Origin of the sequence: Chryseobacterium lacus, from assembly GCF_003336205.1 — a bacterium.
GTDB classification, from domain to species: domain Bacteria; phylum Bacteroidota; class Bacteroidia; order Flavobacteriales; family Weeksellaceae; genus Chryseobacterium_A; species Chryseobacterium_A lacus.
The window spans coordinates 113,672-128,043 of record NZ_QPIE01000007.1; the positions used below are offsets into that span (position 1 = coordinate 113,672).

Below are 14,372 nucleotides of genomic sequence, written 5' to 3' on the forward strand. Positions count from 1 at the left end.
ATATGATTTTCGAACATTTTTCCTGGAAAGAAGTATTAACCTGTTTTATGGTTCTTTTTGCTGTGATTGATATTATTGGCTCTATTCCTATTATTGTTAGTTTGAAACAGAAGTTCGGTCAAATTGAAGCAGAAAAAGCATCAGTTGTAGCGGGAATTTTGATGATAATTTTTCTGTTCGTGGGAAATAAAATTCTGAATTTCATCGGGGTAGATGTAAACTCCTTCGCCATTGCTGGTGCATTTGTCATCTTCATTATTGCTTTGGAAATGATTTTGGGTGTTCAGATCCAGCGTCATACGGAAGCCAAAGCAGCGTCTATTGTTCCTATTGCTTTTCCTCTGATTGCAGGAGCAGGAACGCTTACCACTACACTTTCGTTAAAAGCTCAGTATCATGATATTAACATTATTGTCGGCATCATTCTGAATACTGTTCTGGTATATATTGTTTTAAAATCGTCGAATTGGCTGGAAAAGAAAATAGGAGAGGGAACCCTGAAAGTGGTGGAAAAAGTTTTCGGAATTATCCTTTTAGCCATCGCTATTAAATTATTTACCAGTAACTTTGCGCAACTGTTTCAGAACTCTATTCATTTTTAAAAAAAAACAGACCGGTTATGCAAACGATTTATAAAGTATTTCTTGTTATTTTCATTGTCTTCTTAGGGTTTAATATTTTCGCTATAAATTATAATGAAAACTGGATGAGCGAAGAAAACTCCATCTATATATTCTCTATTGTCGCTTCAGTATTCGGGCTTTTGTGCACGTATATTCTGCACATCTGGAGCAAATTGAAAGTTAAGCAGTAACCAGATTTTTCAGAATAGCTTCCGATTTTAATTCCGTTTCTCTCCATTCGTCATCCGGATTACTTTTGGCCGTGATGCCACCTCCAACGTAAAGAATAGCACCATTTCTGAAAAACTGTGCACACCTCAAGTTGACAAAAAACTGAATTTCCGTTTCCGTTTCGATGCGGATATAGCCGGAATACAATTCACGTGGAACGGCTTCAAAACCTAAGATGGCTTTCTTACAAAACTCTTTTGGAATGCCACAAACAGCTGGCGTAGGATGAAGTTCGGAAATAATTTCATTAAGATATTGAGCCTCGGTTTTCATTTTAAAATCCGTTCGCAAATGTTTAATATTACCGGAATGGTGATCGTACGTTCCTGATTGCTGAACGTTTGCCGAAAATTTCTTCAGAATAGTACTGATATAGTCTGTCACCGGCCATTGTTCCTCAATTTCTTTGGACGTCCAGTTTTCATTTACTGGTAAAGTTCCGGCCAGGCTCATGGTTTCAAATTCCGAAGTTTTCTTGTTGAATTTTCCCAGAAGTTCTGAAAATGCACCCATCCAACAAATGCCGTTCTGATGAAAAAGATAAACAAAAGCGTTAGGATAATTTTGGCAAAGTTGCAGAAATGAACATGACAGATCCAGTTTTTTAGCACTAGAAATTACAGAATAATCCACTGTTTTCCTTCGTGAAATAACGAGTTTGGAAAGTTGGTTTTGTTTGATAAAAGCAATGACTTCCTGAAGTTTTTGAATGTAATGATCTTTCTTTTCTCTTTGAAATTTCTTTGGAATAACACTATTAATTTCGTCAGTAAATAAGGGATCGGAAATCACTTTTTCTTCAGAAATAATCGCAATACTTCCTTTAAAATTGATAGTTTCGGCTTCATCAAATGGAAAAAAATGAACCGCAGGATTTTCGGAATCTTTGTTCAAGGTATAGAAATCATCGCCGAAAGGAAAGCGGAAAAGAATCATAATTGGCTATATAAACAGCAAATTTACAAAAGTTATCGCATCTTATTTTACCAGCGACAAGTGAATTCCAAGCAGGAATTTATGATCCTGAAAACCATCTTTGAATTTCAGGTTAATATTTCCTGCGCTTCGGTTCCAGAAATTCATTTTCAGAAACTCATGATGCTGATATTCCAAGCTGATTCCAAATCGGTTATTCTGATAGAGAATTCCCGTGGTGTAGCCGAAATTATACTGATTGGCGGCAAAAGCATAAGACTGGTTCGGTATTGTGCGCGACTCGATTTCATAATGCATCTTGAAAGTCGTATAGTTCAGAAAAAAACCGAAATAGGGTGAGAAATTTTTCCAAGTATAATAGAAATTTAACGGTACATTGATCTCGTTGTGTTCGTTTGTAAAGTACAGAAATTTAGCAGGTTTGGAAAGATTGTTAAAATAAATTCCGTCTGTATTTTCCTGTGCAGGCACCGATTTGATTCGATGATTTTCCGGCCACATAAAAAACTGCATTCCTAGCGAAATGGACATTTCCGGCGTGAAAACATTGCGTCTCAACAGAACTCCGATTCCCGCACCGCGTTGGTAGCCAGCCTGATCTGCCTGAAAACTGCTGATTTGTTTAACACCACCCAATAAAAGAAATGAAAAATCCGTATTTGGCCTGAAAGTCCTTTTCCGGTATCCTGGCCGCTGATCGGCAGGATTGATCACAACACCAGATTTTTTCACAAAAACTGTATCGTATTCTATAACTTCCTCGTAAATGTAAATCGTGTCATTTTCCTGTGTGTAGGCAAAAGCAGAAATAAAAAGGACAAAAAAAAGTAAATATTTCTTCACAGGTATTTATTTTTCAACGTATACCTTCACTCTTTTCACCACTTTTTTCACAATCACCACAGGTTTTTTCTCTATATCTGCGGAATCTATAAGGCTTGGCTTAGTAATTTCCTCAGTTGGATCCGCTGCTGCAATCAGAATTTTAGGAGGAGCTTCACGCTTAACTTTTTTAAATTCCTCTGAAACTGCAGGTTTTTCAATTTCAATTGGTGATGTCATTTCAAAATCACGTACTTCTGAAGCCGGCGTTTCTATTTTGAGATTTTGAGCCAAATCTTCTGACGAAGTTGGAGCTGTATGTCTGAATTGGGTGTTTGTATTGTTAAAAAGTAAAATTCCTGATAAGAAAACGAGCAAAGTCAAGATTCGGTTGAAAAGACTTTGTGGAGTGAAATTTCTTGAGATTCCAGTCGTAGTGAAATATCCTGCATCGGATAAATCGAAAGATTTTTCGGGTTGTATCGTAAAATTTTTAAATTTACTGCGCAACGCCTGAGCCCAAAGCATGTTGCCAAATCCTAAGAAAACCATGATTTGAATTCTTTTTTTCTGCAACTTAGAAGTCGTTTTTCCGTCAGTTTTAGATAATAAATGTTTCTGAATTGCTTTTTTTGCACGCGCGAGATGCGATTTCGACGTATTGACATTGATTCCCAACGAATCTGCAATTTGTGCGTGAGAATTGTTTTCGAGGTAATACAGATTAAATACCGACCGGTGGTGAGCCGGAAGTTGATCTATGGACCATAGAATCTCTTCGGTAGTGAAATCGTATTCCAAAATGAGGTTGTTTTCTTCAGTTATTGGTGTCATAAGCGACGTGTTGTCTGGAATTTCCTGATATTCTGTATTTACAAAAAGTGATTCATTGCTGTTTCTTAAATGCATCAGTGCATTGTTCACCACTATTTTTTTGAGCCATGCAAATAGGGTTATCTTGTCCCGTAATTGCTTCTGTTTCTGAATAGCCGCTAAGAAACTATCCTGTACAATATCTTCTGCAGTAGCTTCATCCTGAACATATCTCCGGCATATTCCCAAAAGTGATGGGGAATATTCAAGGTAAATACTGTTCCAGTTTATTTTATTCTGCATTGTCTTTAGTCCTGAAGCAGCTGTTTTGCTTACAATTCCGTTATAAAGATAGCTTTATTTTTAGAAAAGGTTATCCGTTTATCACACATTCAAAATGAATCAATTAATTTTTATTTAAAAAAGCGGAGTCAAAAATGGACTCCGCCATCATCAAAAAATTTAATATTAATACTGCCTAAATGAAAAGTCTTTAAAAATTTGTTATGAAAAAGTTCAACGTATTTTTTGATTCATATATAAGATGCAATTTTTCCAAAAGGTTGCACTTTTTTTTACTTTTTTTTTCAATTTTTTTTTAGCAGTATTTTTTTCTCCTATAATTTAAAAAAACCTGTCTGATTGACAGGTACTTATGCACTTATTTTTTTTGTCACTAATTCAACTTGCTGTGCGGAATAATGCTATTGGTCATCGTGGTATGATTAATGAGATGGCCTTTTTCGTCGCGTATTTCAATTTGAGAGACATGTAAAGTATTGCCTTTTCTTATAAATGTTGCTTTTCCGGTGACGGTACCGGTGCGGATAGACCGCAAATGATTGGAATTGATATTGGTTCCAACAGGCGCAAATTTCTCAGTATCTACGTGTAAAACGGAAAGACACGAGCCCAAGGTTTCAGCCAAAGCTACACTGGCGCCACCGTGGAGAATTCCGTAAGGCTGATGAACTTTCGGGGAAACAGGCATGGTAGCAGTCAGGGATTCATCATCCACATCGGTAAAAATAATATCGAGGGTTTTTCCCAAAGTTTCTTTGCCCCAGAAGTTGAGCCTGTCTAATATTTCTTTTTTCTTTTTTTGTTCCATTTCCATTTTAATGTATGTTAATCTACTGAATATCAGGATTCCAGTTTTCAGGAATTTTGGGAGTAATATCGTATTGAAGATAATAGTCGCTTATTTTTTTTAAAATTTCTTCATAAGTCATCATTGAAAATTCTTCATACGTAATGGTTTTTCCCAGGTAAAGAAGATTTCTTTTAAAATCTCCTGCGGCAAGAACGATAGGAACTTTGGTTTTCATTGCGATATGATAGAACCCTTTTCTCCATTTGGGCACCCAACTTCTGGTGCCTTCTGGAGTGATAACGAGACTGAAATCTTCTTTTTCAAATTCTTTCGAAATGAAATTGACAAGGTCATTTTTCTGAGATCTGTCGATCCCAATTCCACCAAGCCCCTTTACCACGCTGCCATACCAGGCTTTTGTATGAGAATTTTTAATGATGATTTTTAAAGGCTTATCTAATGCCCAATAAGCAAAGTTTCCCAGAATATATTCCATATTGTGGGTATGCGGAGCTACCACCAGAACGCAGCGGTTCAGGACGTCTTTGTCACCGTGAAGTATTATTTTCCATCCCAGCAGTTTCAGGGCCAGCTTGCCGATCAGTTTTTTCATGATGCTGATAAAATTAAAAAAGTATAACCGAAGGGGTTATACTTTACAAATATACTGAAATATTGACGTACTAAAATAAACTGCTGATGAAATCTATTGCTTTCATGACGATGTCGAGAATGAGCTGTACCATAATATTTAATGTTTTTTGGAGTTACGAATTTACGATTATTTTATTGAATCTCAAAAATATAAAATTATTTTTTGTGAAAAGGAACGGATGGAAACCTGAACTCGGATAAAACCACCCGTTCTGCAAATCATTTTTATTCAGTTTTAATGGAAATTTCTTTTTTACCGTCTTTGATGTTGATATTCACATTTCTAAGGTTATCAATTTTCACATCCATCGAATCCAACATTTTTTCTGCGATCTGTTTTGGATATCTTTTGCCGTTGATTTCTACGCTGTCTTTGTTTTCAGAACTGTAGGCAATGGCGGTTCCGGATGTATTGGATGAATTTCCATATTGCGCGTCCTCATCATCACGATCATCATTCAGATAAATTCCGTGTACCTTGGCTTTTATGATGGTCGTGTTTTTTGGAACTACCAATTCATAATCAATCCGGTAATCTCTGAAACGGTTTTTATAATCGTAGATGATATAATTGGGAAACAGAATTCTATTTTCCTTAATTTCGAGAGGAATTTGTAGTTGCAATGGCAGATTATAACCATCGGCTCGCTTCTTAAGAATCAGATAAGGCGCACTGATGTCTTCTCTTTTTACATCAACGTTGATATAATCCTGCTTATAGATGGTTTTGCCGTCTGAATACACATCTTCCCAATACGACTTAAAATTCTGTGGAATCTGTACTTTTTTAATATCAATATAAAGACTGTCGGAAACGGTGTTAATCGCGACATTTTCCGTTTCTTCATTATGTCCGGAATACATCGTCCCCTGTTTTATGGCAGCATATCCAATGAAACCAAGCAGCCCAAGCCATAATAAAACAAGTCCTGCGAATACATATCCGATATAGTTCAGCCGTGTTCTCGGCGAAAGCAACTTGATAGCGAGAAAAACGAAGATTAAAGCCGGAATAAAAGCACTTAGAAATGCAAAAGCAATGGCGAGAAATCCGAGACGGTTATCTTTCAAATAAAAGCCGATATTTCCCATAAAATCTACATTGCTGTTGTCATAAAATCCGAAGATCGCAAAGGCACCAATCAACATCGTGATGCCCATAATAGCGAAAATACTTCCCAAAATATAGCGTATCAAGTTCATGATTCCGCTTCCTGCTTTATGAATGTACGGCTTACTTTCCGTATAAATTTCTCCGACACGCTGGGAAGATTCGTTGGCAAACTGTACTATCTTGGTGGATTCTTCTTTCAGATTTCCGAAGTTCATTGCTTTCCCTTTCATTTTCAGAAAATCCGCTGCCGTTTCTGCTTTTGGAAGTACAATCCACAGAATAATATATAGGACAATAATCAGCGAAGTACTAATGGCTTCAGTGAAAATTCCCAGCATAGCGATACCCAGCCAAATAGCTCGCATTAGAGAAATATCCATTCCGGTATAATGTGCTAAACCTGCGCAGACGCCCGCAATTTTCTGTCTTTCCGGATCACGAAAAAGCTGGCGCTGTCCGTATGATCCGCTGTTTCTGCGTTGTTTGGTGGTTTCCGAAAAATAAGCTTCTTCTTGTTCTTCAATTTGCTCCGGTCTCCCGATTTGGTTGATAACAACTTCTACATCAGTATCTTTGATCACTTCTCTTTTTCCTAAAGAATCTTTGAAGATTTCAACCATTCTGATTTCAATATCGTGCATTACTTCATCAGCTTCCGCAGCGTCTAGTGAATTTCGGAGCGCTGCCAGATAATCGCTGAGCTTAATGTAGGCGTGTTCCTCAATAATGAAAGAAAAGCCTGCAAGTCCTATGGATAATGTCTTGTTCATAGTTTTTTTGTTAGTATTGTTTAGTGATTTGGTGTACAGAATTGGTCAGTTCATTCCAGGTATTCTGAAGTTCATTCAAAAAAAGTTTTCCCTTTTCGGTAATTTGATAATATTTCCGTGGCGGGCCTCCGGTAGATTCTTCCCATCTGTAGGAAAGAAATTCGCCGTTTTTCAGTCGGGTAAGCAGGGGATAAAGCGTTCCTTCCACTACATCCAGTTTTCCGTTTTTCAGTTCTTGCATCAGGTCAGAAACATACATTTCTTTGTGGCTGATGAGACTCAGAATGCAGAATTCCAGAATTCCTTTGCGCATTTGCGCTTTTGTATTTTCTGTGTTCATGGGTGATATATTATGATTGAGGTGTTCATTTCAAATTAAATTTAACTGATCTGGCCAAAGCCTTTTCAACTTTATGATACAAAGATATGTAAATAGTTTAGTATTATGCAATACAAAGTAGTAAATTAGTGTTAAAATAAATTCTAAAATATTGATTATCAGTCATAAAAATTTTAGTTGAAAAAGCATTTTAGTTTTACCATAAATTTCACTACTTTTCAGACAATTAAATTTAAAAGAATAATGAAGAAATTTCTAACAGGCTTTTTAGCCGCATTATTAGTATTGCCAATCACTTACAAAGCTCAGGAAGCGGGCGATAAAAATTCGCTGCTGTGGGAAGTTACCGGAAAAGGTTCCGAGAAACCGTCTTATCTTTTCGGAACTTTTCACATGATGTGCAAAGACGATTTCCGGATTCCCAAGAAAGTTCAAAAAGCACTTTCAAGTACCGACCATTTTGCAATGGAAATAAATTTCAGCGATCCGAATGCCATGTTGGAAATGCAAAATATGTTGGTAAGTGATAAAAAATGGACAGAAAATTTCACTGAAGAAGAAATAAAAAGAGTGACAAAGGCTTTGGAAAGTTTGGAGTACAACCTGGATGAAATTGCACAACTTTCGCCCATTGCGCTGTATTCTATGATTTCCGTTAAATCTTTTGAATGCCCACAAAACGAATTGAAAATGATCGATCTGGAACTCATGCAGTCGGCTTTATCTATGGGAAAAGAAATCACAGGCTTAGAGAGTGTAAAAGATCAGGTGCAGGTTTTTCAGAAATTTCTTACCAAGAAAGAGATTATCAGTATGATAGAAAATGCTGCCAGAAATAAAGAGGAAACGCAACTGATGCTGAAGGTATATTTGAGCGAAGACATGGAGCAACTGGGACGTTTTTTTAAAGAATCTGAAAGTATGTCGGAAAATCAGAAGAAAATTTTGCTGAATGACAGAAACCTACAATGGATGAAAAAAATCCCGCAACTGCTGAAGGAAAAATCTGTATTTTTTGCTGTAGGTGCAGGACATCTTACCGGAGAACACGGAATCATCAGCCTTCTTCGCAAAAACGGTTATCAGGTAAGGCCAGTAACGGATTAAATCGTCATTTTCATGACTTTCAGGCGTTTAAAAATTTTTCTAAAATGTAACTTGAGGCCGAAAAATAATACTTATTATCAAAATCAAAACAAATGAATAACCACGAGATTGATTACAAAATCTACGGCGAAGAGATGCAGTGTGTAGAAATAGAACTGGATCCGCAGGAAAGTGTGATTTCTGAACCGGGAAGTTTTATGATGATGACGGAGGGAATACAGATGCAAACCATGTTCGGGGACGGAAACGAAAAAGGACTGATTGGAAAACTTTTTTCCGCAGGAAAGCGGCTCTTAACAGGCGAAAATCTTTTTATGACCGTTTTTACCAACAGTTCTCACGGAAAAAAACACGTTACTTTCGCCGCGCCTTATTCTGGAAAAATTATTGCAATGGATCTTTCCGAACTGGGAGGCAAAATTATTTGTCAAAAAGATGCTTTTCTTTGCGCTGCAAAAGGAGTTTCTGTTGGTATCGAATTTCAGAAAAAACTGGGAACAGGGCTTTTCGGTGGCGAAGGATTCATTATGCAGAAACTGGAAGGCGATGGAATGACTTTTGTGCACAGCGGCGGGCATGTTATTGAAAAAGAACTGCAACCCGGAGAAATTTTAAAAGTAGACACAGGATGTGTCGTAGCTTTCACCCAAAATGTAAGTTATGATATTCAGTTTGTAGGAGGAATTAAAAATACCGTTTTCGGAGGTGAAGGATTGTTTTTCGCACAACTTCGCGGGCCCGGGAAGGTTTGGATTCAGACACTTCCTATTTCAAGATTGGCCGGAAGAATTTTACAGTTCGGAACTTCTAAAAAAGGAGAAGAAGGCAGTCTTCTTGGTGGATTAGGAAGAATGCTGGACGGCGATTAATCAGAAAATATATGCAGGCTCAGGCCTGTTTTTTTCATTATAAAAGCCTGTTTTTTCCATAATTAATATTATCTTTGGAAGAAGCCATCAACCATTTAAATCCATCATCATGAGTTTTGTCGTTGTTCCCATATTATTGACCGTAGTTTTCATCGGATATATTCTTTATTTGCTGATCATCAAAAAAGACAGGACAAAACTGAGAGCAGTATTGTTTCCCGGTTTATTTTTTATCCTGGTATGGATTGCTTTTTACTATTTCCTGCTGAGATGATTTTTGATTTTGTTCCTATCATTGAGAATATTGGGTGTTAAAATCAACACATACACCTACTAAAATTTTTCCACAAAATTGTATACACAGTGGCTTTTCGCTATATTTGTAGGTTATTGATTTATATAGGGAGAAAAGAATTTATGAACGAAAACACTACAGTTCAGTATAACGAAGACAATATAAAAACGTTGGAACCGCGCGAGCACGTTCGGCTCCGTCCCGGAATGTACATCGGGAAACTGGGCGACGGTTCTGCAAGTGACGACGGAATCTACATTTTATTAAAGGAAGTGATTGATAATTCCATCGATGAATTCCGGATGAAATATGGAAAAAAAATCGAAGTCAAGATCAAAGACGGCAGAGTCGTGATTCGTGATTACGGACGTGGAATTCCATTGGGGAAAATCGTGGAAGTAGTTTCCATCATGAATACGGGTGGAAAATATGATGACGGTGCCTTCAAAAAATCCATCGGACTGAATGGTGTTGGTACCAAAGCGGTGAATTTTCTCTCTGAATATTTCCAGGTGAAATCCGTAAGAGAAGGCAAAATGCGGCGTGCCGAATTTCAGGATGGAAAACTTATAGAGCTTCATGATGAAGCAGAAACCACTGAGCGCAACGGTACTGAAATCACCTTCATTCCTGATGAAACTATTTTCATTAATTACAAGTTCCGCAGCGAATATGTGGAAAGGATGCTGCGTAATTACAGCTACCTCAATCTGGGTTTAAAAATCTATTATAACGGTGAAGTTTTTGAATCTCAAAACGGCCTCAAAGACCTTTTGGAGGAAGAAATAGACAGCGAAATCGTTTATCCGATTATCCATATCAAAGACGAAGATATGGAAATTGCCATTACACATTCCGATAAATCGCAATCGGAAACCTATTTTTCATTTGTCAACGGACAGTATACTTCGCAGGGAGGAACGCACCTGAACGCCTTCAAAGAAGCCTATGTGAAAACCATCCGCGAATTTTACGGTAAGAATTTTGAAGCGGCAGATATCCGAAAAGCCATTATTGGCGCAGTGTATATCAATATCGGAAATCCTGTTTTTGAATCGCAGACCAAAACCAAACTCGGTTCCTCCACGATGGGACAGGATAAGAACGGAAACGAACTGGAAACCATCAAAACTTTCATGATCAATTACATGAAAGGTAAGCTTGACAACTATCTTCATAAAAACCCGGAAGTTGCCGAAGCCATTCAGAGAAAAATTCTGATTTCCGAAAGGGAACGTAAGGAACTTTCAGGAATCCAAAAACTCGCACGGGAAAGAGCAAAGAAAGTATCGCTTCACAATAAGAAACTTCGCGATTGCCGTCAGCATTACAACGATCAGAAAGCTTCCCGAAAAGCCGAATCTCAAATTTTTATTACTGAGGGCGATTCCGCATCAGGTTCCATCACAAAATCAAGAGATGTTGAGACTCAGGCAGTGTTCTCACTCCGTGGTAAACCGCTGAATTCCTACGGATTAACAAAACGAGTTGTCTATGAAAACGAAGAATTTAATTTATTACAAGCCGCTTTAAATATTGAAGATTCTTTAGAAGATTTACGTTACAACCAAGTGATTATTGCTACTGATGCCGATGTGGACGGAATGCATATTCGCTTGCTGATGATCACATTTTTCCTGCAATTTTTCCCGGATTTAATTAAAAACGGACACCTTTATATTCTCCAGACACCGCTTTTTAGAGTCAGGAATAAAAAGGAAACGCGGTATTGTTATAGTGATGCAGAAAGAATCAAAGCATTGAATGAATTGGGAAAAAACCCGGAAATAACCCGATTCAAAGGATTAGGAGAAATTTCGCCGGATGAATTCAAACACTTCATTGGAAAAGATATCCGTCTGGAGCCTGTTGTTTTGGGAAAAGATCAGACGATTGAACAGCTGCTTGAATTTTACATGGGAAAAAATACTCCCGACCGACAAACTTTTATTCTTCAGAATTTAGTGGTGGAAAATCTTGATATTGATCAAAAACAAAAACTGGAAGAAGTTGAAGTCTAAATAGGGACCAAATTTAAATTGAAATCACGGATAATATTTCTAAAATTAAAGAATAAGAAGCCTGCATAAGATGCAGATTGAATAAATGACAGAAGAACATCTACACGAAGGAGAGAGTTTAAAGAAAGTTTCGGGACTGTACAGAGACTGGTTTTTGGATTATGCGTCATACGTTATCCTGGATCGGGCCATACCTTCCGTTTACGACGGTTTCAAGCCGGTGCAGCGCAGAATCATGCATTCCATGCGGGAACTGGAAGACGGGCGTTACAATAAAGTGGCCAATATTGTCGGGAATACCATGAAGTACCATCCACATGGTGATGCGTCTATTACAGACGCCATGGTTCAGATTGGCCAAAAGGAACTTTTGATTGATGCTCAGGGAAACTGGGGAAATATTTATACCGGCGATTCTGCTGCTGCAGCACGTTACATCGAAGCGCGATTGACGCCTTTCGCTTTGGAAGTGGTTTTCAATCCGAAAACTACCGATTGGGTAAAATCTTACGACGGTAGAAATAACGAACCGATTGATTTACCCGTGAAGTTTCCGCTGCTCCTCGCACAAGGTGTGGAAGGAATTGGGGTAGGTCTTTCAACCAAAATTCTTCCGCATAATTTCAATGAACTGATTCACGCCTCCATTTTACATTTGAAAGGAAAGAAATTTCAGGTGTTTCCGGATTTTATTACGGGCGGAATGTTGGATGTTGCTGAATACAACGACGGCGAGCGCGGCGGCAGAGTTCGTGCCAGAGCCAGAATTATTCAGAAAGATAAAAATACGCTAGTAATTACCGAACTGCCTTACTCCAAAAACACCGGTGAAATCATCGACAGTATTGTAAAAGCAACGGAAAGAGGAAAGATCAAAATCAAGAAAATAGAAGACAACACTTCCGATAAAGTTGAAATCCTGATTCATCTTCATAACGATGTATCGCCCGATAAAACGATAGATGCCTTATATGCATTCACCGATTGCCAGGTTTCTATTTCGCCGAATGCGTGTGTGATTGTGGGCAACAAGCCGATGTTCCTTTCGGTTTCGGAAATTCTGAGAATGAATACGGATCATACCGTTTCTCTACTTAAAAAAGAACTTGAAATTGAACTTCACGAGCTTCAGGAAAGCTGGCATTTTGCTTCTCTGGAACGTATTTTTATCGAAAACAGAATTTATCACGATATCGAAGAAGTAAAATCTTGGGAAGAAGTACTTACTACCATCGATGAAGGTTTAAAACCGCACACCACACATCTTTTGAGAGCAGTAACGGAGGAAGATATCGTGAAATTGACAGAAATCCGCATCAAAAGAATTTCGCGCTTCGATCTTGATAAATTCAAAGAAACGATTGCTTCGCTGGAAGACCGCATTGCCAAATGCAAATACAATCTGGAACATCTTATTCCTTACGCTATCGATTATTACACGAATATTCAGAAAAAATACGGCAAGGATAAAGAAAGAAAAACTGAAATCAGAATTTTTGACAACATCGATGCGACCAAAGTAGCTGTTGCCAACGAAAAATTCTACGTGAACCGCGAAGAAGGCTTCATCGGAACTTCCCTGAAAAAAGATGAATATCTTTTCGACTGTTCTGATATTGATGATATCATTATTTTCCGCAAAGACGGTACGATGAAGGTAGTAAAAGTGGAAGCCAAAACCTTTATCGGGAAAGATATTCTGCACGTAGCCATTTGGAAAAAGGGCGATTCGCGAACTGTTTATAACATGATTTACCGTGAAGGAAAAGACGGGCCGTATTACATGAAAAGATTCTCCGTGACCGCCGTTACCAGAAATACAGATTATCCTTTAGCTTCAGATAAAAAAGGTTCGGAAGTACTTTATTTTTCGGCCAACCCCAACGGTGAAGCCGAACTGGTGAGTGTTTTACTGAAACAAAATGCCAGAATTCGGAAGCCAAGAATTGACATTGATTTTTCTGACCTGGCCATCAAAGGGCGGAATTCCCGGGGAAATCTTGTCACAAAATATGCAGTGAAAAAAGTTGATTTGAAAGAGCAGGGCGTTTCCACTTTGGCTCCAAGAAAAATCTGGTTCGATGAAACGGTTCGCCGATTGAATGTGGATGCACGCGGAACTTTTCTTGGGAATTTTAAAGGAGACGATAAAATATTGACCATCAATGCGAACGGTGAAGCAAAACTGGTTTCTTTCGATTTGATGAACCGTTTCGATGACGAATATTTAATCCTCGAAAAATGGAATCCCGAACAGTCTGTTACCTGTATTTATTTCGATGGAGAGAAGGAAATTTATTACATCAAACGTTTCCTGTTGGAAGCCACGAATAATGTGCAGATTTTCATGCCTTCAGAACACCCGAAATCATTTATAGAGTTGGTTTTAACTGCAGATCAGGCAACTGCTGAACTAATTTTTGCCAAAGAAAAAGGAAAAGAAAAGGATCCGGAAATTATCAATATTGATGAATTTATTTCCATAAAAGGCATCAAAGCGATCGGAAATCAGCTGACAAAAAATAAGGTGAAAACCATTAATATCACCGTTCCGGAACCTGAAGAAGAAGAGATTTCTGAAGAGGAAGAATCACCCGAACTGACCAATTCTACAGACGAAATCTCGGAAGAAGGAACCATAGGAAGCCTTTTTGATGAATAAATTTTGTCAAATTTCTTCTATT

Annotated in this window: 14 protein-coding genes; 7 read left to right on the plus strand and 7 right to left on the minus strand. The window is 37.9% G+C overall.

What is annotated here, in order from left to right:
* The first annotated feature begins 2 nt into the window (after window positions 1-2).
* Both DQ356_RS10125 and DQ356_RS10130 read left to right on the plus strand, forming a co-directional pair.
* On the plus strand, window positions 3-602 hold the full coding sequence (locus DQ356_RS10125) for a MarC family protein (protein ID WP_114304377.1): 600 nt from the start codon (window positions 3-5) through the stop codon (window positions 600-602).
* Window positions 603-619: 17 nt separating this feature from the next.
* Entirely contained in the window at window positions 620-814 is a 195-nt protein-coding gene (locus tag DQ356_RS10130) for a hypothetical protein (protein WP_114304378.1), read from the plus strand.
* Here DQ356_RS10130 and DQ356_RS10135 read toward each other — a convergent pair.
* The 7 genes from DQ356_RS10135 to DQ356_RS10165 all read right to left on the minus strand — a co-directional run bounded on the left by DQ356_RS10135 (window position 804) and on the right by DQ356_RS10165 (window position 7,396).
* Window positions 804-1,790: a chorismate-binding protein gene (locus DQ356_RS10135; protein WP_114304379.1), complete on the minus strand. Its 987-nt coding sequence runs from the start codon at window positions 1,788-1,790 to the stop codon at window positions 804-806. The genes DQ356_RS10130 and DQ356_RS10135 overlap by 11 nt on opposite strands.
* 42 nt (window positions 1,791-1,832) lie before the next feature.
* Entirely contained in the window at window positions 1,833-2,633 is an 801-nt protein-coding gene (locus DQ356_RS10140) for a hypothetical protein (protein ID WP_114304380.1), read from the minus strand.
* A gap of 6 nt (window positions 2,634-2,639) precedes the next feature.
* Window positions 2,640-3,728 (minus strand): RNA polymerase sigma factor, encoded by a 1,089-nt coding sequence (locus DQ356_RS10145; RefSeq protein WP_114304381.1) that lies wholly within the window; start codon window positions 3,726-3,728, stop codon window positions 2,640-2,642.
* Window positions 3,729-4,101: 373 nt separating this feature from the next.
* Entirely contained in the window at window positions 4,102-4,536 is a 435-nt protein-coding gene (locus DQ356_RS10150; RefSeq protein ID WP_114304473.1) for a PaaI family thioesterase, read from the minus strand.
* Window positions 4,537-4,558: 22 nt separating this feature from the next.
* Window positions 4,559-5,131, minus strand: coding sequence for a 1-acyl-sn-glycerol-3-phosphate acyltransferase (locus DQ356_RS10155; protein WP_114304382.1), 573 nt, complete (start codon window positions 5,129-5,131; stop codon window positions 4,559-4,561).
* Between the two features lie 266 nt (window positions 5,132-5,397).
* The gene (locus DQ356_RS10160; protein ID WP_114304383.1) at window positions 5,398-7,056 is read right to left on the minus strand and encodes a PspC domain-containing protein; all 1,659 of its coding nucleotides are present in this window, start codon (window positions 7,054-7,056) and stop codon (window positions 5,398-5,400) included.
* A gap of 10 nt (window positions 7,057-7,066) precedes the next feature.
* Window positions 7,067-7,396, minus strand: coding sequence for a PadR family transcriptional regulator (locus DQ356_RS10165; protein WP_114304384.1), 330 nt, complete (start codon window positions 7,394-7,396; stop codon window positions 7,067-7,069).
* A gap of 243 nt (window positions 7,397-7,639) precedes the next feature.
* Here DQ356_RS10165 and DQ356_RS10170 point away from each other — a divergent pair, with 243 nt between their 5' ends.
* From DQ356_RS10170 to DQ356_RS10185, 5 genes are all read left to right on the plus strand, one after another.
* Window positions 7,640-8,503, plus strand: a complete 864-nt coding sequence (locus DQ356_RS10170; protein WP_114304385.1) for a TraB/GumN family protein — start codon at window positions 7,640-7,642, stop codon at window positions 8,501-8,503.
* A 92-nt stretch (window positions 8,504-8,595) separates the two neighbouring features.
* Complete coding sequence (locus DQ356_RS10175) at window positions 8,596-9,372, plus strand: TIGR00266 family protein (RefSeq protein WP_114304386.1); 777 nt, start codon at window positions 8,596-8,598, stop codon at window positions 9,370-9,372.
* 109 nt (window positions 9,373-9,481) lie between these two features.
* Complete coding sequence (locus DQ356_RS11240; RefSeq protein ID WP_166413103.1) at window positions 9,482-9,646, plus strand: hypothetical protein; 165 nt, start codon at window positions 9,482-9,484, stop codon at window positions 9,644-9,646.
* Window positions 9,647-9,789: 143 nt separating this feature from the next.
* On the plus strand, window positions 9,790-11,688 hold the full coding sequence (locus DQ356_RS10180; RefSeq protein ID WP_114304387.1) for a DNA topoisomerase IV subunit B: 1,899 nt from the start codon (window positions 9,790-9,792) through the stop codon (window positions 11,686-11,688).
* Window positions 11,689-11,773: 85 nt separating this feature from the next.
* On the plus strand, window positions 11,774-14,350 hold the full coding sequence (locus DQ356_RS10185) for a DNA gyrase/topoisomerase IV subunit A (RefSeq protein WP_114304388.1): 2,577 nt from the start codon (window positions 11,774-11,776) through the stop codon (window positions 14,348-14,350).
* Window positions 14,351-14,372 lie beyond the last annotated feature (22 nt).